A 23719-nucleotide genomic window follows, 5' to 3' on the forward strand; every position below is an offset into this window, starting at 1 on the left:
GGGCTCGCAAGCTCACTCCTCGCGTCAGCCACGGAGCATCTCCGCTACCAGGAAGGCCAGCTCCAATGACTGCTGGGTGTTCAGTCGCGGGTCGCAGGCGGTTTCGTACCGGTCGGGCAGGTCGAGGTCCTCGATGCCCTGGGCGCCGCCGAGACACTCGGTGACGTCCTCGCCGGTCAACTCGACGTGCAGGCCACCGGGGTGGGTGTCCAGCCCCCGGTGCACCTCGAAGTAGCCGAGCACCTCGTCGACGATGCGGTCGAAGTGCCGGGTCTTGTAGCCGTTGGACGACTCGTGCGTGTTGCCGTGCATCGGGTCGCACTGCCAGACCACCTTGGCGCCGGCGGCGGTGACCTTGGCCACGATCGGCGGCAGGGCGTCGCGCACCCGGTGGTTGCCCATCCGGCTGATCAGGGTGAGCCGGCCGGGGACATTGTCCGGGTTGAGCTTCTCGCACAGCTCGATCGCCTCGTCGGGGGAGGTGGTCGGGCCGAGCTTGACGCCGATCGGGTTGGCGATCCGGGAGATGAAGTCGATGTGCGCGCCGGTGATCTGCCGGGTGCGCTCGCCGATCCAGAGGAAGTGCCCGGAGAGCCCGTACGCCCGGCGGTCGGAGACCCGGGTGAGCGCCCGGTCGTACTCCAGGGCCAGGGCCTCGTGGGAGCAGTAGAGGGTGACGGTGCGCAGCGCCTCGTCCTCGGTCATCCCGCAGGCCCGGATGAAGGCCAGCGCCCGGTCGATCTCCCGGGCGATCGCCTCGTAGCGCTCCCCGGCCGGGGAGTTCTTCACGAAGCCCTTGTTCCAGTCGTGCACCGCGTGCAGGTCGGCGAGCCCACCGGCGAGGTACGCCCGGAGCATGTTCATCGCCGCCGCCGAGTTGGCGTACGCCCGGATCATGCGCTGCGGGTCGGCGACCCGGGCGGCCGGGTCGGCCTCCAGCGAATTGATCATGTCGCCGCGGTACGCGGGCAGGCCGCGCGCGTCGGTGGGCAGCGAGCGGGGCTTGGTGTACTGTCCGGCGACCCGGGCCACCTTGACCACCGGCAGCGAGGCGCCGTAGGTGAGCACGATCGCCATCTGGAGCAGGGTCCGGGCGTTGGCCAGCAGGTGGCTCTCGGTGTTGTCGGCGAAGGTCTCGGCGCAGTCGCCGCCCTGGAGCAGGAAAGCCTTGCCCTCGCAGACCAGGGCCAGCTTCTGCCGGAGCTGATCCACCTCGTAGGGCGCGACGACCGACGGAACGGTGTCGAGCACCTTGCAGACCTCGGCGACCGTGGCCGGGTCGGACCACGGCGGGGTCTGCTCGCGGGGCAACTCCCGCCATCGGTCCAGGCCGAGGGCCGCGTCCTCGGCGGAGTCGACGGTCGGTCGGCTGGTCTGCAGGCCCGGGCTGCCCACCCCGGGATGGCTCAGCTGATGCCACTCATGGCGCATGACAGAAAGCCTACGGCGGCCGTCGGGGTGCCCGGGCGGCGAGGGTGACGGTTCCGGCTGTTGGGAGATCAATCCCAGCGGGCGCAGGTCAGGACGCGGGCGAGGGGGCGACGCCGGTCGGCGTCGCGGCGGCCGGGACGCCACCCGGCGCCTCCCCCGCGATGCACCAGTCGCCGCCGTCGCGGGTGACGGTGAACACCAGCGGTCGGGTGACCTTGCGCGTGCCGGCGGTGACCGAGACCGAGACGCTGACCTCCTGGCCGCGCGAGCCGGACCGGACATCGGTGATGGCCGCCTCGGGCACCTCGAAATGGTCCGCGAAGTCGCCGTTGGGGCCGGTGGCACCCAGGTCGAAGCCCTCGTGCAGCAGCGCGCAGAGCTGGCTGCGGCCGGCCGCGACATCCTTGGCGGTCATCGCGTCGAGGTACGCCTGCACCCGCTCACGGGACCGGGTTGCGGCCTCCTCGGCGGGGGCACGCTCAGGCTTGGCGGCCGGCTCATCGCCGCCGCCGCCGATCCCGCAGCCGACCAGGGCGACCGGCAGCAGCACCAGCCCAGCGGCGGTCGCGGCCAGCCTGCGGTGGGTCGAGCGCATGATCACCTCCGTCGACGGGGACATCGAGACTGCCGAGCCGCGAGTCTGCCACATCGGGGCCGGCCCGCCCAACGCCAGCGGCCCGGCCGACGCTGTGCGTCGACCGGGCCGGTCCGTCACGGGCGGGGAGGGACGGTGCGGCCCCTCCCCGCCGTGTGGGTGGTGCGTCGGCCCTCGGCTCAGCCGAGACCGCCCTTGATGGCGCCGATGAGCTCGCCGTTGCCGGTGTCACCGGAGAGCTCCCAGAAGAACGCGCCACCGAGGCCCTGGTTGTTCGCGTACGTCATCTTGCCGTTGATGGTCGACGGGGTGTCGTAGCTCCACCAGTTGTTGCCGCACTTGGCGTACGCGGTGCCGGCAACCGTGCCGGTGGCCGGGCAGGTGTTCTTGAGGACCTTGTAGTCCTCGATGCCCGCCTCGTAGGTGCCCGGTGCCGCACCGGTGGCGCTGCCGCCCGGGGCGGCCTGGGTGACGCCGGTCCAGCCCCGGCCGTAGAAGCCGACGCCGAGCAGCAGCTTGTTGGCCGGTACGCCCTTGCTCTTGAGCTTCTGGATCGCCGCGTCGGAGTTGAACCCCTGCTGCGGGATGCCGGTGTACGAGGTGAGCGGCGAGTGCGGGGCGGTCGGGCCCTGGGCGTTGAACGCGCCGAAGTAGTCGTACGTCATCGGCATCAGCCAGTTGAGACTGCCCATGGCCCCGGCGTAGTCGGTGGCGTCGATCTTGCCGCCGTTGCTGCCGTCCGCGGTGATCGCGGCGGTGACCAGGGCGTTGGAGCCGAACTTGGTCCGCAGCGCGCCGACCACGTTCTTGAACGCGTTCGGACCGCTGCTGTCACAGGTCAGGCCGCAGGCGTTCGGGTACTCCCAGTCGACGTCGATGCCGTCGAAGACGTCCGCCCAGCGCGGGTCCTCGACCAGGTTGTAGCAGCTCTCGGCGAAGGCGGCCGGGTTCTGCGCGGCCTGCGTGAAGCCGCCGGACCAGGTCCAGCCGCCGAAGGACCAGATCACCTTCAGGTGCGGGTTCAACTGCTTGAGCTTGCGCAGCTGGTTGAAGCTGCCGCGCAGCGGCTGATCCCAGGTGTCGGCGACGCCGTCGACACTGTCCGCCGCGGTGTACGCCTTCTCGTAGTCGGCGTAGCTGTCGCCGATGGAGCAGCGGCCGCCGGTGGTGTTGCCGAAGGCGTACAGGATGTGGGTCAGCTTGGCTGCCGAGCCGCTGGTCTGGATGTTCTTGACGTGGTAGTTGCGGGCGTAGACGCCCCACTCGGCGAAGTAGCCGACGACCTTCTTGGCACCCGGGTTCGGCGGGGGCGTGGTCGGCGGCGGCGTCGTCGGCGGCGGGGTGGTCGGCGGGGGCGTGGTCGGCGGCGGAGTGGTCGGCGGGGTGGTGCCTCCGCCGCACGCGGCGCCGTTGACGGTGCAGTTCAACGGCGCCTTGTAGGCGCCGGTGCCGTTGTAGCCCCAGCTGAACGAGGCGCCCGGGGCGAGACCGCCCGCCCAGCTCTTCTTGACCGCGACGTAGTGGTTGCCGCTGCTGGTCACATCGGCGTCCCAGGCGCTGCTGATGGTGGTGCCCGACGGTAGGTCGAACTCGATGCGCCAGGTGCTGACCGTGGCGCTCGACCCGTTGTTGACGGTCACCCTCGTCTCGTGACCGGTCCCCCAGTCCTGTGCCTTGGCGAACGTGGCGGTGACGGTGCCGGCGCCGAACGCGGTGGTCATCGGCACCGCGGTGAGGGTCAAGGCGACCACGGCACCGGCCCAGAGGGCCCGGCGGAGCGATCTTTTCATGAGGCGTCTCCCGAACTGTTAGGAAACTTTCCAAAAGAGATGGTGAGACGGTACTCAGCGCGTCATCACTTCGTCAAGATGTGCATGTATCGATTTCTCCTGGTGCGTGGAGTGCACCTGCTCCACCCGTCACCGGCGCCCCGTCGGCCGGCAAGTAGCCTCGAACCATGACCGTCTTCGACATCCCGATCGACGCTCTCAGCGGCGGCCCCGCCGACCTGGCCCGCTACCGCGGCAAGGCGCTGCTGGTCGTCAACGTCGCCTCCCGCTGCGGCCTGACCCCCCAGTACGCCGGCCTGCAGGCCCTCGCAGACTCCTACGCCGACCGCGGCCTGGTGGTGCTCGGCGTGCCCTGCAACCAGTTCGCCGGGCAGGAGCCCGGCAGCGCTGCCGAGATCAGCGACTTCTGCCAGGTCAACTACGGGGTCACGTTCCCGCTGACCGAGAAGGTCGACGTCAACGGCCCCAACCGGCACCCGCTCTACGCCGCGCTGGTGGACACCCCGGACGCCGACGGGCACACCGGGGACGTCCGGTGGAACTTCGAGAAGTTCCTGGTGGCCCCGGACGGCACGGCCGCCGCTCGGTTCGCCCCCACCGTCGAGCCCGGTGCCGACGAGCTACACGCCGCCATAGAGAAGCTGCTTCCCCCCACCCCCTAACCCACAACCCGACCCACAACCCGACCCACGGGCCGATCATGGACTTGTGGTGCCCGACGCGTCATGGTTCGCCGGATTCGTCCCCCGCCACAACTCCATGATCGACCGTGGGAGGGGCGTTAGCGCGCGACGAAGCGCCACTGGGGCACGTCGACCTTCGGGCGGTAGCCGAGCACCTGGTAGATCCGGTTGCTGGTCGGATTGGCCAGGTCGGTGTAGAGCGTGCAGGCGGCGGCGCCGGTATTCAGCGCGTACCGGCTGACGTGCGCGACACAGGCGCTGGCGAAGCCGTGCCCCCGCCACTTTGGCGGGGTGTACACGCCGCTGACCCGGACCACCCCCGCCACCGGCCGGCTCAGCCAGGCCGTCGCGACCGGCGTACCGGCCTGTTCCCACAGCCAGAGCAGGTCGCCGTGCGGCAGCCGGGCGTCGATCTGCCGGGCGGGGTCCACCGGCGGCCCGCCGGGCGCCGTCTCGGCGAGGAACGCGGCGGCCCAGGTAATCAGCAGGTCCCGGTCCGCGGTGGTGGCGGGTCGAGCCCGCCCGGGTACGCCGACCGGCGACCGGACCGCGGCCAGCTCGAAGATCCGCTGCGCCGTGCCGGGTACGGCCACCAGGTGGGCGCACTCGGCGTACCGCTCGGCGAACTCCCCGACGGCCGGAACCGGGCCGTGCACCTCGGCCAGCGGTGGCGCCGCCCGGACGAAGTGGTCGGCCAGTGCTCGCGCGGCGGCCACCGACACCGCGCCGAGCAGCGGCCCGCGCGGCGGGGTGTGCACCGCCACGCCCACCGTCGCGCCGCCGTCGACCACCCGGACGAACTGCTCGTCACCGGAGAGTGGCACGTCCCCGGACAGCCGGTCCGCGACCAGCGTGAGCAGTACGTTGTGCAGGACAGGCTCGCGGCGCAGCCAGGCGTCGGCTGCGGCGGTGAAGGTCGCGAGATCCTCGGTCAGACACTGCACGGACGGGATTCTGCGCACCGGTCGGCACGCCGGCAACCGGAATAACCCACCGCACCAGTCGGGAATGTGTCGCGGGTGGACGGAGTTGGGAACGAGCATGACAACTGTGGGACTGATCGGCAGTGGCCACATCGGTGGCAACGTGGCCCGGCTGGCGGTGGCCGCCGGGTACGACGTGGTGCTGAGCAACTCGCGCGGGCCGGAGACGCTCACCGACCTGGTCGAGGAGTTGGGCAAGCATGCCAGCGCCGGCACGGCACAGGACGCGGCGCAGGTGGGCGATCTGGTGGTGGTCAGCGTTCCGCTGAAGGCGTACCGGGCGGTGCCGGTGGAGCCGCTGGCCGGCAAGGTCGTCATCGACACCAACAACTACTACCCGCAGCGCGACGGGAACTTCCCGGAGCTGGACTCCGGCGAGATCACCAGCAGCGAACTGCTCCAGCAGCACCTGCCGGAGTCCCGGGTGGTGAAGGTCTTCAACAACATCTTCTTCAAGCACCTGGCCGCGCTGCCCCGGCCCGGCGGCGCGGCCGACCGCAGCGCCCTCGCGATCGCCGGCGACGACGCCGCCGCGAAGGCCGAGGTGACCGCCTTCCTGGACCGGATCGGCTACGACGCGGTGGATGCCGGGTCGCTGGCCGAGGGGTGGCGCTACCAGCCGGACACCCCGGCCTATGGGACCATCTACTCCGCCGACCCGACCAACTGGGAGCACCCGGCCCAGAGCGACGCCGAGAAGCTGCGCACCGCCCTGGCCGCCGCCACCCGCTGACCACCACCGCCGGGCGGGCCGCCCTCGGCCCACCCGGCGACCGGTCGGCTCCGCGCAGTTCTCATGGGGACCGGCACTCTTCTCCCAGCCATTCGACGCGCCACTCCGAGAGACGGAAGAGGTTGGCCAACTCGTCCCGGTCCTTGGCCCAGTAGTCTCCGCCGCCGGAGGGATTCGCCAGGTCGTCGACCAGATGGACGTAATACCCGCCGGTGATCTCAGCGTCAAAGTGGACGTGAATGAGGTATCCCTCGTTCTCTCCGGTCACTATTCGGCCGTACCGGTCAAGCGGAATGTCCGACACCTCGCGCAGCCTCCCCTATCGGGTGGTCGTGCGGAGGGCGGCGGCGAGTTCGTCGTCGTAGTTGGCGATCGGCTGGCCGTCCGAGGCGTACGCGATGAGCCGACCCTGCGCCATGCTCGCCGACCGGAACGAGAACGTCCGGGTCCCCGGATACGCGTCGAGCAGGGGGATGGCCCGGGGCGCCCCGCCTGGCGCGGAGTAGTACTCCAATCGGGCCACCTGCGGGGAGACCACGCCGTTGACCCGTACCTTGGTCTTCTCGGCGCGGGTGCCGAAGGTGACCGGCGCGTCGGTGCGATAGGCGGCGCACTCGACCGGGCCCCGACAGACGAAGAAGTACCGCGGGTTGACCACGTCGTCGAGGTTGTACGCCTTGAAGGTCGGGTCCGCTCCGGCGGGCAGGGGTTGGACGGCGAAGAACGCGACAGCCACCGTGGCCGCGATGCCCACCCGCCACCAGGCTCGCCCGGTGGCCGGCCGCCGGTTCGTCCGGGCGGCGGCGACCGCGACGCCCCCGAAGCCGGCCAGGCACAGCAGGCACACCCCGACGGCGCGGGCGTTCTCGAACAGGAACTGCACGCCCGGCCGCGTCGATACCGGGCTGAGGACCGCACCCAACGAGACGACCATCGTGCCGAGCAGCGCGGCGCCAGCGGCCCGCTGGGTGACGCCGGACGCGCCGATCAACAGCATCGCGGCGAGCACCGGCCACACCTGGTGGTGGGTCCAGGACACCGGGGACGCGGCCACGGTGGCGCAGCCGACGAGCACCGCGCCGTGTGCGGAGCGGCCCTGCGCCGTCAACTGCCGGGCCCGCAGCAGCGCCGCCGCGCAGATGAGCGCCACCAGGCCGGCCCAGAGCAGAGGCAGCGATGCCTCGTCGACACCGACGCGCAGCAGCATCCCGTGCAGGGACTGGTTGCCCAGCGACGCCAGGTTGCCGATCCGGGAGGTCTGCCGCACGGACTCGGTCCAGTAGGTCCAACTCTCCCGGGGTAGCACGATCGCGGCGAGCCCGGCGCAGGCCACGAACGTCGCCGCCGCACGGCCGGCGTCGCGGTAGCGGCCGGTGGCGAGGAAGTACACCACGAACAGCAGCGGGGTCAGCTTGATCGCCGCGGCCATGCCGACCAGCACCCCGCGCAGTCGGGGTGGGACGACGCCCATCCCGTCGAGCAGAGCCATCAGCACGATGAAGATGCTGACCTGGCCGAAGCGCAGGTTGCTCTGCACCGGCGCGGAGAGCATCAGCACCGTGGCCGCCACCGCCACGACGAGCGGGCGCCGGGACCGTCGGGCGGTCAGCGCGACGCCGACCGTCCCGGCGATGGCGACGACCGCCGCGCACGTCGCGACCAGCCAGATCCCCTGCAGTACGCCCTCGCTGACGGCGGTGATCGGCCTCAGCACGAGCGCGGCGAACGGCGGATAGGTGAACGGGCCGCCGTTCTCCGCCTTGTACCCGTACAGCGGCCGGCCGGAGTGCAGGTCGGACAGCGCCCCGTAGTAGATGTGCAGGTCGGAGAGGCGGTCCTCGCGCCGCAGCACGAGCACGCAGGACAGCAGCGCGACGACCACAAAGGCCGCCCACGCCAGCGCCACCCGGCGATCCCGCATCGACCGAGAATAAGGGACCGCGACGACCGGCGGCGGCCCGCCAGCGCCGCGTCTGCCCTCGGGAGAACGGATGCCGCGCGGCGCGTCCCGATCCCTAGCATCGGCTGATGGGAGCGACGAGCACACCCGCGTACGACGCCCACGCGGACTGGTACGAGGACTTCATCTCGGCCGGGGGTGGATATCTCCGGCGGGTGCACACGACGGTGGCGGACCTGCTGGGCGCGGGCGAAGGCCCCTGCCTGGACATCTGCTGCGGCACCGGCGCGCACGCCGCCGTGCCGGCGAGTCTGGGTTGGACACCGGTGGGCGTGGACCTGTCCGGCGGGCAGTTGCGGCACGCCTCCGGGCGGCTGCCGGTGACCCGGGCCGACGCTGTCGCGCTGCCGATCGCCGACGCGTCGCTGCCCGCGGCGATGTGCGTGCTGTCCAGCACGGACGTACCCGACTACCCGGCCGTGCTGCGCGAGGTCGCCCGGGTGCTACGCCTTGGCGGGCGGTTCGTGCACGTGGGCGTGCACCCCTGCTTCGTGGGGGCGTTCGCGGACTGGAGCCAGCGGCCGAGCGTCGTCGTGGACGAGCGGTACGCCGACCGGTCACGCAGCTTGGCCAGTTGGAACACCAGCGGTGTCCGGGTGCGGGTGGGCGCCTGGCACGTGCCACTCGCCGACCTGCTCAACGCGACGGTGGCCGCCGGCCTACGGCTGGTCCGGGTCGCCGAGGCTGGCCCGGGTGGCGTCCCGGATCTGCTCGCTTTCCTCGCCGTCAAGGACTGACCGGCCCGTCACGCACTCGGCACGGGTGACAAAAATCCGGCGACATCCCCGGGGCGACTTGCGTGATGGTCCCGTACACGGGACTCTGTCCGTGGGTTGCCGCCCGCTCACCGAACGTGCCTCGGAGGCGACATGCACACGCTCCGTACCGTGCCCCGCCGGCTGCTGGCCGGCGCTGGCGCGCTCCTGCTCGGCACCACCCTCGCCGCCGCCGGCACGCCGATGCCGGTCAGCGCCGCGACCGGCGCGGCCACCGTCGGATACGTCCGGCTCGCCCATCTCTCCCCCGACACCCCGGCGGTGGACGTCTACCTGGCCGCCCCCGACGCCGCGAAGCCGCAGGTCTTCCCCGGGGTCGGCTATGGCGTGGTCTCCGACTACCTGGAGCTGGCGCCCGGCCGGTACGCGGTGGCGATGCGCGAGGCCGGCGCCCCCGCCAGCGATCCCCCGGTGCTCACCACCGAGGTCGCGGTGACCAGTGGCGACGCGTACACGGTGGCCGGCGTCGGTCGGCACGCCGACCTGGGGCTGCGGGTGCTCAACGACGACCTCAGCGCGCCCGCCCAGGGCCGGGCCAAGGTGCGCGTCGTGCAGGCGTCGGTGCGGACCCCGGTGCTCGATGTGGCCGCCGCCGACGGTCCGATGATCGCCAACGGCGTCCAGTTCGCCACCACCACCGCCTACCAGCAGGTCGAGCCGGGTAGCTGGCGGCTGAAGCTGACCGGCGCCGGTGGGCCGAGCACCGACACCGAGGTGCAGCTGACCCGAGGCGTGGTCTACTCGCTGCTGGTGCTCGACGCGAAGCAGGGCGGGCTCACCGCCGAGCTGCGCCGCGACGCTGAGGGCGGCACCGTCGTACCGGCCGGTGGCGTGGACACCGGCGCCGGCGGCACCGCCGGGACCGGGCGTGGCGCGTACCCCCTGGTGGCCGGCGGGCTGGCCGCGGCGGCCGTCGCGGTGAGCCTGCTGCTGTGGCGCCGGCGGCGGCGCACGACCTGGTGAGCACCGGGCCCGACCTCGCGATCCGACGGCACCGCGACCGCCGGGTGCCGCTGGCCGCGCTGGTCGCGGCCGGCGCGGCGCTCTGCCTGGCCGCCGGTACCGGGGTCGGGCTCGCCACCACCGGCCCGGCGCTGCCGCCGCCGTCGGCGAGCTGGCAGCCGGGCTGCGCCGACGACTGCCCGTCGCCCGCCGCCGTGCCCGCGCCGCAGGGCCCACCCACCCGGGTACGCGTGCCGCGGATCGGCGTCGACTCGACGCTCACCGTGCTGGGCCTGGACCGGGCCGGCGCGCTGATCCCGCCGACCGACTTCGAGACCGCCGGCTGGTACGGCGGCGGCCCGGCCCCCGGCGACACCGGCCCGGCCGTGCTCGCCGGCCACCTGGACTCGCGGCGCGGCCCGGCGGTCTTCGCGCGGCTCGGCGAGCTTCGTCCGGGCGACCGGGTGGAGGTGTGGCGTGGCGGGCAGCGACTGTCGTTCCGGGTGACCGGGTCGCTGCGCACGCGCAAGGACCAGTTCCCCACCGCCGTGGTCTACGGCCCGACGCCCGGCGCAGAGCTACGCCTGGTCACCTGCGGCGGCGACTTCGACCGACGGCGCGGGCACTACCGGGACAACGTGGTGGTGTTCGCGGTGACCGACGCCGCCGGCCCGGTGCTGCCGGACTCCGCCGCGGGTTGAGCACCCGGTCGCCGGCCCTGGCCAGTGCGCACTCAGACCGGGCGGCGGCCGGCGAAGCCGCACTCGGCCCGGTGGTACCAGCGCACGTCGGAGTCCCCCTCCAGCCAGCACCAGAGCACGGCGCGGCCGGCCCGCTCGCCGGGGAAGTCGAGCAGCACCGGTGCGATGCCCTTGACCTGGATGTCGTGCTGGTGCAGCTCGTCGACGACGCCGTGCAGCCGGGCCTCCAGCCCCTTCACCTCGGCCAACCCGCCGAGCGCGCTGACGCCGTGGTCGGTGAGGTCGGCGCGCAGCTCGGCCAGGTCGGCCCGCAGCCGGATCAACTCGTCGACACGCGGCTGCAGGGTGGCCACCAGGTGCCGGGCCTGGGCGAGTGTGAACACCGGGCCAGTATGCGGCACCCACCCGGGCGTGCAGGGCCCCGCGACGGGCGACAGTCTCAGTCGGCCTGGGCGGCCAGCTCGCGGGCGCGGTCCCGGGCAGCCTCCAGCGCCGCCAGCATGGCCGCCCGGACGCCGTGCTTCTCCAGCTCGCGGATGGCGGAGATGGTGGTGCCGGCCGGCGAGGTGACCGCCTCGCGCAGCTTGACCGGGTGCTCGCCGGAGTCGCGCAGCATCACCGCGGAGCCGATCGCGGTCTGCACGATCAGCTCGTGCGCCACCTGCCGGGGCAGCCCGAGCAGGATCCCGGCGTCGATCATGGCCTCGACCAGCAGGTAGAAGTAGGCCGGACCGGAGCCGGAGAGCGCGGTGACCGCGTCCTGCTGCGACTCGGGCACCCGGATCGTCTGGCCGAGGGGCTTGAACATCTCCTCCGCGAGGGCCAGGTGCGTCCCGGTGGCGTACGCGCCCGCCGAGATCGCCGTCATCGCCTCGTCGACCAGTGCCGGAGTGTTGGTCATCACCCGGACCACCGGGGTGCCCTCGGGCAGCCGGCGGTTGAAGAAGCTGGTGGGCAGCCCGGCGCAGAGCGAGATGACCAGCTTGTCGGCGGGCACCTTGGGGCCGATCTCGTCCAGCAGCGCGGCGGCGTCCTGCGGCTTGACCGAGACCGCGAGCACCGCCGCCTCGTCCACCGCGGCCAGGTTGTCGACCACTCGGACGCCGTAGCGGGCGGTCAGCTCCTCGGCGCGTGCCGGTCGGCGGGCGGTGGCCAACAGCCGGTCGACCGGCCATCCCGAGCGCAGCAGCCCGGAGAGCATCAGCTCACCGATCTTGCCTGCGCCGATCACCGCGACCGTGTGCACACCGGCGGACATCTCGGTCGTACCCCCTCGCGTCGGGTCGCGGCACGGCGGACCCGCAGGCCCACCGCGCCGTCGACCGTCGATCAGCTGCCGAAGAAGACCTCAGCCTCGGCGTACCGCTCCAGCGGCACGGTCTTCAGCTCGCGGGTGGCCTCGGCCAGCGGCACCCGGACGATGTCGGTGCTCTGCATCGCGACCATCTTGCCCCAGTCACCCTCGTGCACCGCGTCGATGGCCTGCAGGCCGAGCCGGGTGGCGAGCACCCGGTCGAAGGCGGTCGGGGTGCCACCGCGCTGGATGTGACCCAGCACCACGGTGCGGGCCTCCTTGCCGGTCTTGGCCTCCAACTGCTCGGCCAGCCACTGGCCGATGCCGCCGAGGCGGACGTGACCGAACGAGTCCAGCTCCTGGTTGGCCAGCACCATCTGGCCGTCCAGCGGCTGGGCGCCCTCGGCGACCACCACGATCGGGGCGTACTGGTGCTGGAAGCGCTTCTCGACGTAGCCGGCCACCTGCTCGACGTCGAACTGCCGCTCCGGCAGCAGGATCACGTTGGCGCCACCGGCCAGGCCGGCGTGCAGGGCGATCCAGCCGGCGTGCCGGCCCATCACCTCGACGACCAGGGTGCGGTGGTGGCTCTCCGCGGTGGTGTGCAGCCGGTCGATGGCCTCCATCGCGATGTTGACCGCGGTGTCGAAGCCGAAGGTGTAGTCGGTGGCGCCCAGGTCGTTGTCGATCGTCTTCGGTACGCCGACCACGTGCACGCCCAGCTCGTAGAGCTTGGTGGCCACGCCGAGGGTGTCCTCGCCGCCGATCGCGATCAGGGCGTCCACGCCCTGCTCCGCGAGGTTGTCCTTGATCCGCTCGACGCCGTTCTCGATCTTGAACGGGTTGGTCCGGGACGAGCCGAGGATGGTGCCACCGCGGGGCAGGATGCCGCGGACGTCGGCGATGTCGAGCGGCCGGGACAGACCCTCCAGCGGGCCCTTCCAGCCGTCCCGGAAGCCTACGAACTCGTGACCGTAAGTGGCGACGCCCTTGCGGACGACCGCCCGGATGACCGCGTTGAGACCTGGGCAGTCGCCGCCGCCGGTGAGCACGCCGATACGCATGATCCGCTCATCCTCCTGGAGCATCAGGTAAAGCCCGATATGCCCCAGGATATGTGTCAGGTCAGACCATCGGCGCCGTTGCCGGCCCGGGGCGGGCCGTCACTGCGCACTGTAGTCGGCCTGCCTGTGCGGTGACAGCGCGCCCCGGGTCGACCGGCCACCTCTCGCGGGTCAGAACGTCACCTCGTGGTTCTCGCCGGCCTCCGGCGGCCGGCCCGTGACGGCGGCCCTGGCGAAGCCGAGCAGGTTGACCACGGTGCTGCTGGGCGAGTCCCAGTACTCGGCGGAGCTGGCGTGCACCTTGATCATCGTCAGGCCGGAGGTGTCCAACCCGTCCGGAAACCAGGCCTTGAGCACCGGGCTCCAGAGCCGGTCCGCGCGGGACCGGTCGAACCCCTCGTTGGCGGTGCCGGAGATCGATACCCAGGCGTTGTGCCTCTGGTCGGAGAAGGCGACGTTGACCTCCGGGTTCACCCGGATCTGGCGGACCTTGGCCGAGTCCGCGGAGGCGAAGAACCACAGGTCGCCGTCGAACTCGGCCTCCTGCAGGCCCATCGGCCGGCTCACCTGCCGCCCGTCCAGGGCGATCGTGGTGAGCATGCAGACCCGCGCGGCCCGGGCCAGCTCGGTGACTCGGGCCCGGGCCTCGGCGGCGCTGGTCGACTCGTTGCTCATGGCACTCTCCCTCGGCTCGACTCGTCGAACCGGTGCCCTGGACAGAACCGGTCAAACCTCCGCCGGTGCGGCCGTCACCGGTCGCCGCTCAGCGGGCCGTCATCGCCCGCCAGCGGGCCAGGTTGTGCCGGGCGTCGACCAGGGCGTCGTGCCGGGCCGCGTCCGCGTCCGGCAGGGTTGGCCGGCCACGGTCGTCCCAGAGCTGCCGCAACTCCTTGGTGAATCGGGGGATCTCCCGGGGCAACGCCGGCATCGCACCCCAGAGCTGGGCGAGCACCACGTGGTCGTACGCGGCGAACCAGGCCCACAGCTCCAGCTGCTCCCCCGGCCGGTCCCGGACCGGTTCGACCAGGAAGTCGTACAGGTCGTCGCGGATGCGCTCCCGCGAGCGCCAGGCCCGGTCGGCCGGCGACGGCAGCTTGTCCAGCACGTTGCGCCGGACCCAGGGCACGGCGCGGGAGTCGTCGAACTCGGTGGAGACCGCGTAGAACTCGCGGCCGTACTCGTCGACGACACCGATCGAGACGAGGTCGACGGTCTGGCCGTCCTCGATGAACTCGCAGTCGTAGAAGTAGCGGTAGACCATTCCGGCCATCCTCGCCCACCGCCACGCGGCGCTGACCGGCGGGGCCGGCGGACGGCCGCGGGCCGCGCCGGCGAAGACCCGTGCCGCCGGCCTGGATCTGCACCCCAGAAAGCGGTACGCCGCAGCTCGGGACGGTCACGGAAGTGCTTCGAGGGGTGTACAGCAAGCGACCGGACCGTCATGATCTGATGTGTACCGCTACCGGACGCCGAACCGGTGTCAGTTCACCTTGTCGGGGCCATCAGGTTCGCCCGGTGAGCGAGTTGTGGTCCTTTACCGGGGAGGGGTTGGCCCGTGGAGGTTCGCCTGCCGGAGCCGGGTGACGCGCTCACGGGTGTCGAGATGTTCGCTGGGCTGGAGCCCGAGGTGCGGCAGCGGGTCATCGCCGCCGCCGTCCCGCGCACCTACCGCAAGGGTCAGTTGCTCTTCGTGGAGAACGACCCGGGCGAGTCGTTGATCGTGCTCCGCCGGGGCGCGGTGGCCGTCTTCCGCACCGCACCCACCGGCGAGCGGGCCGTGCTGTCGGTGATCCGTCCACCGGACGTGCTCGGCGAGGTCTCCCTGCTCGACGCCTCCACCCGGTCGGCCTCGGCCGAGGCCATTGAGGACTGCGCGGCGCTCGCGCTGTCCCGGGGGGCGTTCATGGAGCTGGTGCACTCCAACCCGCGCATCCTGGACGCGGTGATGCGCTCGCTGGGCGGGCTGATCCGCCGGCTCACCGAGCAGAACGCCGACCACGTCTTCCTCGACCTGCCCGGTCGGGTGGCCAAGACGCTGGTCCGGCTGGCCGGCGAGAGCCAGGCGCCGATGATCACCATCGAGCTCAACCAGAGCCAGCTGGCCGAGATGGCCGGCGGCTCCCGGCAGAGCGTCAACCAGGCGATCGGGTCGTTCGCCAGTCGTGGTTGGCTGCGCACCGAGGGGCGCCGGATCGTGGTGACCGACGTGGCCGCGCTGCGTCGACGCGCCGGCATGAACGACCGCTGATCCCGCCCGACGGGCGACGCACCGAAACGGACACGACGCGGCCGGGTCACCCGTGGGTGACCCGGCCGCGTCGTCGCTTCACCAGCGCTGAGTCAGACCCCGGAGCTGCCGGGACCGGCCCACTTGTCCGGGCCCTTGCCGTCGCCGCCCGCCCCGTGGGACTGCTCGATGACGATGCCCTCGGCCTGCAGGGTGGCGAGGGTGGCGGCGTCGACGTCCACCGACTCACCCGCGGAGTGGCTGACCCCGTTGCCGTCGGTCCAGTCGCTCTCCAACTTGACGTACACCATTGACCTGTCCCCCTGTGCTCGCTGAACGACATGTGGCTGCCTGAATCTAGTCCGTGAATGCCCGGGTGGACTGTCCACAAGCCAACAGGCCGGTACCCGACAGCCGCGTCGGCGTTGATACTTCCACTGACGGGACGCGGTGCGCGTCCGCCTGTTCGTCAGTGGAGGATGTCATCGCCGCGCAGTGTGGGCGCTGTGGACGCACGGCCGCCGACGGCGACCGCTTCTGCGGTGGCTGCGGTGCCGAACTGGGCGCCGTCTGCCCGCACTGTCTGCGTCCGCTCGCCTCGGACGTCACCTTCTGCACCTCGTGCGGGTCGCCCAGGCCGGGCGCGGACCGACCGGCCGCGGTCACCCCGCAGGAGGATCGCCGCCGGGTGAGCGTGCTCTTCGTCGACCTGATCGACTTCACCCCGTACGTCGAACGGGCCGACCCGGAGCAGGTCCGCGGCATGCAGACCGGGTTCTTCTCCGCCGCCCGCCGGGTCGTCGGCCAGTACGGCGGGGTGGTGGAGAAGTACATCGGCGACGCGGTGATGGCGCTGTTCGGCGCCCCGATCGCCACCGAGACCGACGCGTTGCGCTGCGTACGGGCCGGGCTGGAGCTGCAACGGGTGCTCACCCGGTTCGCCCCCACCGGCAGCACGGAGCTGCGGTTCCGGGTCGGGGTAGCCACCGGCGAGGCGCTGGTCGACGTGGCCGCCGCCCGCGACGGCGGGCAGGCGATCGTGGCCGGCGACGTGGTCAACACGGCCTCCCGGATGCAGTCGGTCGCGCCGCCGGGCGGGGTGCTGGTCTGCGGCAGCACGCACGCGCTGACCAAGGACGCGATCCGCTACGAGGAGCAGCCCCCGGTCACGCTGCGCGGGCGGTCGTCGCCGACCGAGGTGTGGCTCGCCCTGTCCCCGCTGCGCCGCCAGCCCACCGACCGGGAGCCGGACACCACGCCGCTGGTCGACCGCGAACACGAGCTGGGCATGCTGGTCAACGCCCTGCACCGGTCACTGCGCGACAGACTGCCGCAGGTGGTGACCATCTTCGGCCGAGCCGGCATCGGCAAGAGCCGGCTGCTGCGGGAGCTCTACCGGCACACCGGTCGGCTGGTCGACGAGCCGCTGACCTGGCGGACCGGGCGGTGCCCGCCGTTCGGGGAGAACGTCACGTTCGCCGCGCTGGCCGACATCGTGAAGTCCGAGGCCGGCATCCTGGACACCGACCCGGCCAGCAGCGCGGCGCAGCGGCTGACCGCGGCGGTCGGCGAGCTGATCGGCCCGGGCGAACGGGGCCGGGTGGTGGACGCGCTGCGACCGCTGGTCGGGCTGCCCGGCACACCGTTGCCGGCCGAGGAGGCGGAGTCGGCGTGGCGGCGCTTCCTGCTGGCGTTGGCCGCCCGCCGCCCCACCGTGCTGGTCTTCGAGGACCTGCACTGGGCCGACGACGCGATGCTGCGCTTCGTGGAGCTGCTCGGCGCGGCGGCCCGCGAGGTGCCACTGCTGCTGCTCTGCACCGCCCGGCCGGAGCTGGTCGACCGGGACCCGAGCTGGGCCGGCACCATCACCGGCTCGGTGACCATCACCCTGCCGCCGCTGCGCGACACCGGCATCGCCGCGCTGTACGCGCACATGTTCGGCCAGGCGGCGTTCTCCGCCGACATGCTGAGCCCGCTGATCGAAGTGGCCGGAGGCAACCCGCTCTACGCCCACGAGTACGTCCGGATGCTGATCGAGCAGGGCGCGCTGCGCCAGTCCGGACGGGGCTGGTCGCTGGACAAGCAGCTCGAACTGACCATGCCGGAGAGCGTGCACGCGGTGATCGCCAACCGGGTGGATCTGCTGGACGCCAAGGACCGCGCCGTGCTGCTGGCCGCCTCGGTGGTCGGGGTGCAGTTCTGGCCCGGCGCGGTGGCCGCCGCGCTGGGGCAGCCGGTCGAGTCGGTCGAGCGCTCGCTGCGTCGGCTGGAGCAGCGCGACTTCGTGCACGAGCAGGCGGCGTCGACGATGGCCGGGCAGGCGGAGTTCCGGTTCCGGCACGTGCTGGTGCGCGACGTCTGCTACCAGCGGCTGCCGCGCACCGAGCGGGTGGCCCGGCACGAGCGGGCCGCGGACTGGCTCGACGCGCTGTCGCACAGCCGCGACACCGATCTGGCCGAGGTGCTCGCCCACCACCGCTGGGCGGCCCACGAGATCGCCCGCTCGCTCGGCATGCAGGTCCGCCGGTACGCCGGGCCGGCGCGGCAGGCGCTGCACCGGGCGGCCCGCCGGGCGTACGCGCTGCACGGGTTGGACGCGGCGGCCAGCCACGCGGGCCGAGCGCTGGGCCTGGCCGACGACAGTGACCCGCTGGGCCGGCTCCAGCTGGAGCTGCTGAGCACCGAGATCTCGTTCTACCGGGACGGCAACGGGTTCCTCTCCGGCGGTGGGCCGGAGCAGGTGCACGCGCTCGCCGACCGGTTGCTGGCACACGGCGACGACGCGTGCGCCGCCCGAGCGTGGACGCTGCTCGGCCAGGCCGCCTGGCTGCGCGCCGACCGGAGCGACGCGCTGGCCTGCCTGGACCGCGCGGTGCAGCTGTTCGAGCCGCTGCCGGACACCCCGCAGAAGGCCGACGCGTACGCCGAGCTGGCCCGGTTGCACATGCTCAACTACGAGCGGGACCCGGCCGTGGCGGCGGCCGACACCGCGGCCGAGATCGCCGAGCGGCTGGGCCTGACCGAGACCCGCACCAACGCCCGGATCACCGCGGCCACCGCCCGCTACCAGTCCGGCGACCGGGTGGGACTGGACGAGTTGCACGCGATCGTCGAGTTCAGCCGCGCCAATCAGCTGCTCGCGCTGCCCCGGGCCACCCAGAACCTCGCCTGGGCGATCAGGGAGGAGGGCGACTGGCTGCGCTCCAACGCCCTGCTCTCGGCCGCGCCGGCCCGCACCGCCAGCGGCCAGACCCTGACCACCAGCTACTCGGCGGAGGCGATGCTCGCCTGGTTCGACGGCGACTTCGGCCGGCTGCTCGCCGCGGCGGAGGCATTCGTGGACACTCCGACCGGCAGCTGGGACATGCAGGTACGGGGGCTGCGCTGCTGCCTGCTGGTGCTGCGCGACGACGAGGACCCGGACGACGTGGCCGCCGCCCTGGACACCGCACGGCGCAGTGGGTTCCACCGCCTGCACTGGACGATGCTGGGCATGGCCGCGCTGTGCCGGGCGCTGCAGGACCGCGCCGACGAGGCGGCGGAGCTGATCGAGGAGTTGGACCGGTCCTGGTCGGCGGTGCCGGCGCTGGCCAGCGGGGAGTGGATCGCCGCTGCCGCGTACGCCGCCGCCCTGGCCGGCCGGACCACCGCGGTTCGGGTCCGGGCGATGCTGGACCGGGTCGGCCACCGTACCCCGTGGTCGGAGGCGGCGCTGCGGACCGTGACGGCCGCCCTGGCCGCGGTCGACGGCGATCACCGGCGCTCGGCCGAGCTGCACCTGGCCGCCGCCGAGACCTACGGCCGGATCCCGGACGCCAGCGACCGGGTGCTGGCGCTGGCGTTCGCGGCGGCGGAGCTGACCCGTGCCGGTGACCCGGCGGCCGCCCGGGTGCCGCGCGCCGAGGTACGCACCTTCGCGCTGCGCAACGACGCCCCCGGGCTGCTCGCGCTCGCCGGCCGGCCGATCAGCCCGACCGGGCCCGCGGTGGCCTGCTGAGGCCGGGTCAGGCGGCGACCGGTGCGGGGACGGGCTGCTTGAGCTTCTGCGCGTAGATGTCGACGTACTCCCGGCCGGAGAGCTCCATCAGCTCGTACATGATCTCGTCGGTGACCGCGCGCTCGACGAACCGGTCACCGGACAGACCGGCGTAGCGGGAGAAGTCCAGCGGGGCACCGAAGCGGATCTTCACCCGGGCGACCTTGGGGATGAGCTTGCCCGGCGGCTGGATCTCGTCGGCGTTGAGCATCACCACCGGCACCACCACCGCGCCGCTCTCCAGCGCGAGCCGGGCCACGCCGGTCTTGCCCCGGTAGAGCCGCCCGTCCGGGGAGCGGGTCCCCTCCGGGTAGATGCCGGCCACTCCCCCGGCCCGCAGCACCTGCAACTGGGTGTCCAGCGCGGCGCGGGCGGCCCGGCCGCCGGAACGGTCGACCGGGATGGTGCCGGTGCCGACGAAGAACATCTTGGTCAGCCAGCCCTTGATCCCCTTGCCGGTGAAGTACTCGGCCTTGGCCACGAAGGTGACCTTCCGCGCGGTGATCAGCGGCGTGAAGATCGAGTCGGAGAAGGAGAGGTGGTTGCTGGCCAGGATCACCGGACCGGTCGCCGGCACGTTGTGCAGGCCCTCCACCTGCGGGCGGAAGATCAGCTTGAGCAGCGGACCGAGGATGACGTACTTCAGTAGCCAGTAGAGCACCGGCGTCCTTTCCCGTGATGTGCCCGCGACAGCGCCAAGCCCGGGAACGCCGCCGTCGCCGACGAGCCTACGAAGCGCGGGCCCTGACCACAACGGACGAAGGTCGGGGCTGACGCACCGGACCGGGCCGGGTCCTCACCACCACAGCGCGTTGGCCGCGGTCAGCAGGGTGGCGACCGCGTAGTCCGGTGTCTGGGCCAGCATCACCGCCCGCCACAGCCGGCTCTGCGGGTTCCACCGGTGCTCCGGCAGGTACCAGACCACCACCATCTTCACAGCGTGCACAGCCGCCATGAAGAGCGGGAAGAAGATCACCCAGTCGCCGATGTCGAACGCCAGGTCCTTCACCCGCTCGCTGGCGAAGACGGACACCGGAATCACGACCACCATGGTGGCGGCGAACGCCACACCGCTCAGGATGAACCAGGCCACCGCCCGGGTCACGTGCCGCAGGCCGAGGTCCTCCACCTCGTCCCCCGGCAGGCCCGCGGCCTCGATCACCTCGGCACGCCGCTCCTCGGGCGTCTCGCCGTCGACGTCGAGCACCCTGGCGACGGGACCGGCCAGCCAGCAGGTGACCCTCATCGCCAGATCCATCCCGACCCCTCGATGCAAACCCGTGACCGACGATGGGCCAGCTACTCGCCCTGCTCCCGCTTCCACTGTAGGTAGTGGCGGTACAGCCTCTCTTCCCGCCTTCGCTTGCGCTTGTGCAGCACCCGGGAGGCGATGAGGAGCACGGCACCGCCGCCCAGCATCAGGTAGCCGATGATCCGGTCGTCGGGGACCTTCGGGGCTGTGCTGAACAGCAACCCCAGAAGGGTCGAGCCCAGGCCCAGATAGAGGGTGATCCCGGGTGGCGTCTGCCGGTATTCGAGGTGATGACGGTCCGCGAAGGTCTGGAGCTGCGGCGGGACGTCCAGTTCCTCGTAGTCACCACCAGCCACGTGCACCTCTCCAGTCGCTGAACGGGCACCGCCCGTCTGGATCCGGGGGTTCCAGACGGTACGCCATGGAATCGCGGCACAGCCGCCACGGCGCCCGTACGCTCGGCGACGCCGACGGGTCGACTCCTGCCGGCGAGGTGCTGGACAGCTCCATCGGGTAAACCCCTGTTAGCACTTGTTGAGCAAGAACGGACAAAGAGCCCTGCCGCGACCTGCGGCACCGGCTCTGACTTTGGAAGACGCGACACAACGCACTCCCGGAACCGGCCCCTGACGTGTCACGATTCAGAGCACGGCGTGCGGACGGACGTCGAGGGGGCTGGGGCGGCCGCGCCGAAGGCGCGTTGAGGGAGGATGTCCGGGTGTCAGCGGGTGGGGCCCGCCGGGGACGGCGGGACAACGGGCTCGACGCGAGTGAGTACGCCGTCGTGGGCGACGTCGATCCGCGCGTCGGTGAGCACCTGCTCGACGTGCTGGCCGCTGGTGGGATCGCCGCCTACCTGCAACCCTCCGCCGACCTCAACCCGGTCACCCGCACCACCACCGTGCCGGCCCGCCCGGTCGACCGGCTCTACGTCGACCGCTCGCACCTGACCACCGCACGCGACTACCTCACCCAGCTCTCCGACGAGACCGCCCCCGAGCAGCCGCCGGCCCGCGACGAGCCGGACATCGACGCCGAGTGGACCCGGATCGTGGCCGGCTTCCACAGCACCGCCACGGTCGGCGAGCGCCCGTGGCCAGCCGCGGAGGACGTGGAGGAGCGGGACGAGCCCGCCGCCGGTCCGCTGGCCCGTTCCGGCACCGACGAGGCCGGCCCGACCGCGACCGACGTCCGCCGGCTGCCGTCCGCCACCGACATCTCCGGGATCTCGATCGGGCGTGGCACCCGCCCGGACGAGCCGTCGCTGCTGGACGGGCTGGACACCTTCGGTGCCGACCTGCCCGACGACGAGGACGAGGACGAGGGTTACCACCCGCCCCCGCCACCGCCGCTGCCCCGGTTCTCCAAGTACGCGGTGGTCGGCGTGCTCGCGGTGGTCGTCGGGTTCGTGCTCTTCCTCTTCCCGTCGCTGCTCCCGGTGGACCGCTCGGCGGTCACGCTGTTCGGGTTCACCGGCATCCTGGCCGGTTTCGTCACCCTGATCTGGCGGCTGCGCCCCGGTGACGAGGACGACGACGACCCGGACAACGGCGCGGTCGTCTGACTCCGGCGGGCCACCGCCGACCGCATCCCGGGACGACGACGCCCCGCCCCGGGCGTAACAGTGGTGTAACTTACTGTCAGTAGGAATACCGCTGTACGTCACTTCCCCCGCTGACTGACCGGTTTTTCCTTGCTCGCGGCGGTCAGCCCTCTGCTGATCGGAATGCCCGAGATGCGACAGAGTTCCCTCGTGGTGGTGGCCAACCGCCTCCCCATCGACGACAGCGTGGCGCCCGACGGGGCCTGCGAATGGCGGCGCAGCCCGGGAGGGCTGGTCAGCGCGCTGCACCCCCTGCTACGGCACACACCGGCGACGTGGGTCGGCTGGGCCGGCGGCACCGGGCCGGCACCCGCACTACCGGACGTGGACGGCGTCCGGATGCTCAGCGTCGCGCTCAGCCACGAGGACCTGCGCGACCACTACGAGGGGTTCGCCAACGCCACCCTCTGGCCGCTCTACCACGACGCCGTCGAGCAGCCACAGCACCACCGCCGCTGGTGGGAGGCGTACCAGCGGGTCAACCAGCGCTTCGCCGAGGCGACCGCCGAGGTGGCCGAGCAGGGCGCGGTGGTCTGGGTGCAGGACTACCACCTGCAACTGGTCCCCGGCCTGCTCCGCGCGCTCCGGCCGGACCTGCGCATCGGGTTCTTCCTGCACGTGCCGTTCCCGCCGCCGGAGTTGTTCATGCAGCTGCCCCGCCGGGCCGAGCTGCTGCGCGGCATGCTCGGCGCCGACCTGGTCGGCTTCCAGCGCGCCCAGGCGGCGCACAACTTCGCCCAGCTGGTCACGAAGGTGCTGGAGCTGCCGGCCACCGACCGGCGGATCGGAGTCGACGACCGGGTGGTGCGCATCGGCGCGTTCCCGGTCTCCATCGACACCGCCGAGATGGCCGCGCTCGCCGCCCGTCCCGACGTGGCCGCCCGTGCCCGCCGGCTGCGCCAGGACCTCGGCGACCCCCGGCAGGTCATTCTCAGCGTGGACCGGATGGACTACACCAAGGGCATCGAGCAGCGACTCAAGGCATACAGCGAGCTGCTCGCCAGCGGCGACGTCAAGGTCCGCGACACGGTGCTGGTGCAGGTCGCCATGCCGAGCCGGGAACGCGTCGGCCAGTACCAGATCCTGCGCGAACGGATCGAGCGCGAGGTGGGCCGGATCAACGGCGAGTTCGGCCGGGTCGGCGAGCCGGCCATCCACTACCTCACCCAGCCCTTCGACCGGGCCGAGCTGGCCGCGCTCTACCGGGTCGCCGACGTGATGGCGGTGACCCCGCTGCGCGACGGGATGAACCTGGTCGCCAAGGAGTACGTCGCCGCCCGGGTGGACGACTCCGGCGCGCTGCTGCTCAGCGAGTTCGCCGGCACCGCCGCCGAGCTGCCCCAGGCGTACCTGGTCAACCCGCACGACCTGGAGGGGCTCAAGCAGGGGTTGTGCGCGGCGCTGCGGGCCAGCCCGGCCGACGTCACGGAACGGATGCGTGCCATGCGCGCCTACCTGCACCAGCACGACATCCGGGCCTGGGCCCGCTCCTACCTCAGCGCGCTGGACGAGAAAGGTGCCGTGGTCGGCCGCCTGACCAGCACCGACGGCAACCCGGACGAGGCCGCCCGGGTGCCGCTGCCGACGAGCCGGGCCACCCCGGCCACGCACCGCGCCGGCGGCTGACCGGCGCGCGCCTGCCCAGCCGG

At 72.4% G+C, this 23719-nt stretch carries 24 protein-coding genes; 9 read left to right on the top strand and 15 right to left on the bottom strand.

Translation table 11 applies throughout. The features are described 5' to 3' along the window. Positions 1 to 24: 24 nt before the first annotated feature. The 3 genes from OG470_RS35025 to OG470_RS35035 form a co-directional block, all read right to left on the bottom strand. On the bottom strand, positions 25 to 1431 hold the full coding sequence (locus tag OG470_RS35025) for a class II 3-deoxy-7-phosphoheptulonate synthase (RefSeq protein WP_328418913.1): 1407 nt from the start codon (positions 1429 to 1431) through the stop codon (positions 25 to 27). Positions 1432 to 1519: 88 nt separating this feature from the next. Then, positions 1520 to 2026 (bottom strand): hypothetical protein, encoded by a 507-nt coding sequence (locus OG470_RS35030; protein WP_328418914.1) that lies wholly within the window; start codon positions 2024 to 2026, stop codon positions 1520 to 1522. A gap of 179 nt (positions 2027 to 2205) precedes the next feature. Beyond that, positions 2206 to 3816 (bottom strand): glycosyl hydrolase family 18 protein, encoded by a 1611-nt coding sequence (locus OG470_RS35035; protein WP_328418915.1) that lies wholly within the window; start codon positions 3814 to 3816, stop codon positions 2206 to 2208. A gap of 167 nt (positions 3817 to 3983) precedes the next feature. Between OG470_RS35035 and OG470_RS35040 the strand changes: the two genes are divergently transcribed. Next, the gene (locus OG470_RS35040; protein WP_328418916.1) at positions 3984 to 4478 is read left to right on the top strand and encodes a glutathione peroxidase; all 495 of its coding nucleotides are present in this window, start codon (positions 3984 to 3986) and stop codon (positions 4476 to 4478) included. A gap of 119 nt (positions 4479 to 4597) precedes the next feature. On the opposite strand, the gene OG470_RS35045 is transcribed toward OG470_RS35040, so the two are convergent. Further along, positions 4598 to 5443, bottom strand: coding sequence for a GNAT family N-acetyltransferase (locus tag OG470_RS35045; RefSeq protein ID WP_328418917.1), 846 nt, complete (start codon positions 5441 to 5443; stop codon positions 4598 to 4600). Positions 5444 to 5540: 97 nt separating this feature from the next. On the opposite strand from OG470_RS35045, the gene OG470_RS35050 reads away from it, so the two are divergent. Further along, positions 5541 to 6215: an NADPH-dependent F420 reductase gene (locus tag OG470_RS35050; RefSeq protein WP_328418918.1), complete on the top strand. Its 675-nt coding sequence runs from the start codon at positions 5541 to 5543 to the stop codon at positions 6213 to 6215. A gap of 61 nt (positions 6216 to 6276) precedes the next feature. Here the strand turns inward: OG470_RS35050 and OG470_RS35055 are convergent, their stop codons facing one another. Further along, a complete protein-coding gene (locus OG470_RS35055) occupies positions 6277 to 6519 on the bottom strand; it encodes a hypothetical protein (protein WP_328418919.1) in 243 nt (80 codons plus the stop codon). 15 nt (positions 6520 to 6534) lie between these two features. Next, positions 6535 to 8136 carry a glycosyltransferase 87 family protein gene (locus tag OG470_RS35060; protein WP_328418920.1) on the bottom strand — a complete coding sequence of 534 codons (1602 nt, stop codon included), beginning with the start codon at positions 8134 to 8136 and terminating at the stop codon, positions 6535 to 6537. Between the two features lie 107 nt (positions 8137 to 8243). On the opposite strand from OG470_RS35060, the gene OG470_RS35065 reads away from it, so the two are divergent. From OG470_RS35065 to OG470_RS35075, 3 genes are all read left to right on the top strand, one after another. Further along, positions 8244 to 8912 (top strand): class I SAM-dependent methyltransferase, encoded by a 669-nt coding sequence (locus OG470_RS35065; protein WP_328418921.1) that lies wholly within the window; start codon positions 8244 to 8246, stop codon positions 8910 to 8912. A gap of 132 nt (positions 8913 to 9044) precedes the next feature. Continuing rightward, positions 9045 to 9914, top strand: coding sequence for a DUF4397 domain-containing protein (locus tag OG470_RS35070; protein ID WP_328418922.1), 870 nt, complete (start codon positions 9045 to 9047; stop codon positions 9912 to 9914). Next, the gene (locus OG470_RS35075) at positions 9884 to 10594 is read left to right on the top strand and encodes a class F sortase (RefSeq protein ID WP_328418923.1); all 711 of its coding nucleotides are present in this window, start codon (positions 9884 to 9886) and stop codon (positions 10592 to 10594) included. The genes OG470_RS35070 and OG470_RS35075 overlap by 31 nt, the downstream gene beginning before the upstream one ends. 32 nt (positions 10595 to 10626) lie before the next feature. On the opposite strand, the gene OG470_RS35080 is transcribed toward OG470_RS35075, so the two are convergent. The 5 genes from OG470_RS35080 to OG470_RS35100 all read right to left on the bottom strand — a co-directional run bounded on the left by OG470_RS35080 (position 10627) and on the right by OG470_RS35100 (position 14213). Continuing rightward, positions 10627 to 10977 carry a DUF2203 domain-containing protein gene (locus OG470_RS35080; RefSeq protein WP_328418924.1) on the bottom strand — a complete coding sequence of 117 codons (351 nt, stop codon included), beginning with the start codon at positions 10975 to 10977 and terminating at the stop codon, positions 10627 to 10629. Between the two features lie 56 nt (positions 10978 to 11033). Further along, the gene (gene proC / locus OG470_RS35085) at positions 11034 to 11852 is read right to left on the bottom strand and encodes a pyrroline-5-carboxylate reductase (RefSeq protein ID WP_328418925.1); all 819 of its coding nucleotides are present in this window, start codon (positions 11850 to 11852) and stop codon (positions 11034 to 11036) included. A gap of 71 nt (positions 11853 to 11923) precedes the next feature. Further along, entirely contained in the window at positions 11924 to 12952 is a 1029-nt protein-coding gene (locus tag OG470_RS35090; RefSeq protein WP_328426802.1) for a 6-phosphofructokinase, read from the bottom strand. Between the two features lie 171 nt (positions 12953 to 13123). After that, positions 13124 to 13627: a pyridoxamine 5'-phosphate oxidase family protein gene (locus tag OG470_RS35095; protein WP_328418926.1), complete on the bottom strand. Its 504-nt coding sequence runs from the start codon at positions 13625 to 13627 to the stop codon at positions 13124 to 13126. A gap of 88 nt (positions 13628 to 13715) precedes the next feature. Continuing rightward, entirely contained in the window at positions 13716 to 14213 is a 498-nt protein-coding gene (locus tag OG470_RS35100; RefSeq protein WP_328426804.1) for a polyadenylate-specific 3'-exoribonuclease AS, read from the bottom strand. Positions 14214 to 14507: 294 nt separating this feature from the next. Here OG470_RS35100 and OG470_RS35105 point away from each other — a divergent pair, with 294 nt between their 5' ends. Continuing rightward, the gene (locus tag OG470_RS35105) at positions 14508 to 15200 is read left to right on the top strand and encodes a Crp/Fnr family transcriptional regulator (protein WP_030337710.1); all 693 of its coding nucleotides are present in this window, start codon (positions 14508 to 14510) and stop codon (positions 15198 to 15200) included. 92 nt (positions 15201 to 15292) lie between these two features. On the opposite strand, the gene OG470_RS35110 is transcribed toward OG470_RS35105, so the two are convergent. Next, a complete protein-coding gene (locus tag OG470_RS35110) occupies positions 15293 to 15490 on the bottom strand; it encodes a hypothetical protein (protein ID WP_328418927.1) in 198 nt (65 codons plus the stop codon). A gap of 161 nt (positions 15491 to 15651) precedes the next feature. On the opposite strand from OG470_RS35110, the gene OG470_RS35115 reads away from it, so the two are divergent. Then, positions 15652 to 19176, top strand: coding sequence for an adenylate/guanylate cyclase domain-containing protein (locus OG470_RS35115; RefSeq protein WP_328418928.1), 3525 nt, complete (start codon positions 15652 to 15654; stop codon positions 19174 to 19176). A 7-nt stretch (positions 19177 to 19183) separates the two neighbouring features. On the opposite strand, the gene OG470_RS35120 is transcribed toward OG470_RS35115, so the two are convergent. From OG470_RS35120 to OG470_RS35130, 3 genes are all read right to left on the bottom strand, one after another. Continuing rightward, positions 19184 to 19876 (bottom strand): lysophospholipid acyltransferase family protein, encoded by a 693-nt coding sequence (locus OG470_RS35120; RefSeq protein WP_328418929.1) that lies wholly within the window; start codon positions 19874 to 19876, stop codon positions 19184 to 19186. Positions 19877 to 20011: 135 nt separating this feature from the next. Beyond that, positions 20012 to 20461 (bottom strand): hypothetical protein, encoded by a 450-nt coding sequence (locus tag OG470_RS35125; RefSeq protein ID WP_328418930.1) that lies wholly within the window; start codon positions 20459 to 20461, stop codon positions 20012 to 20014. 53 nt (positions 20462 to 20514) lie between these two features. Further along, positions 20515 to 20823: a hypothetical protein gene (locus OG470_RS35130; protein WP_328418931.1), complete on the bottom strand. Its 309-nt coding sequence runs from the start codon at positions 20821 to 20823 to the stop codon at positions 20515 to 20517. A gap of 362 nt (positions 20824 to 21185) precedes the next feature. On the opposite strand from OG470_RS35130, the gene OG470_RS35135 reads away from it, so the two are divergent. Continuing rightward, on the top strand, positions 21186 to 22031 hold the full coding sequence (locus OG470_RS35135) for a DUF308 domain-containing protein (RefSeq protein ID WP_328418932.1): 846 nt from the start codon (positions 21186 to 21188) through the stop codon (positions 22029 to 22031). Positions 22032 to 22202: 171 nt separating this feature from the next. Further along, positions 22203 to 23696: an alpha,alpha-trehalose-phosphate synthase (UDP-forming) gene (locus OG470_RS35140; protein ID WP_328418933.1), complete on the top strand. Its 1494-nt coding sequence runs from the start codon at positions 22203 to 22205 to the stop codon at positions 23694 to 23696. Positions 23697 to 23719: the final 23 nt, after the last annotated feature.

Origin of the sequence: Micromonospora sp. NBC_00389 (assembly GCF_036059255.1) — a bacterium.
GTDB lineage: Bacteria > Actinomycetota > Actinomycetes > Mycobacteriales > Micromonosporaceae > Micromonospora.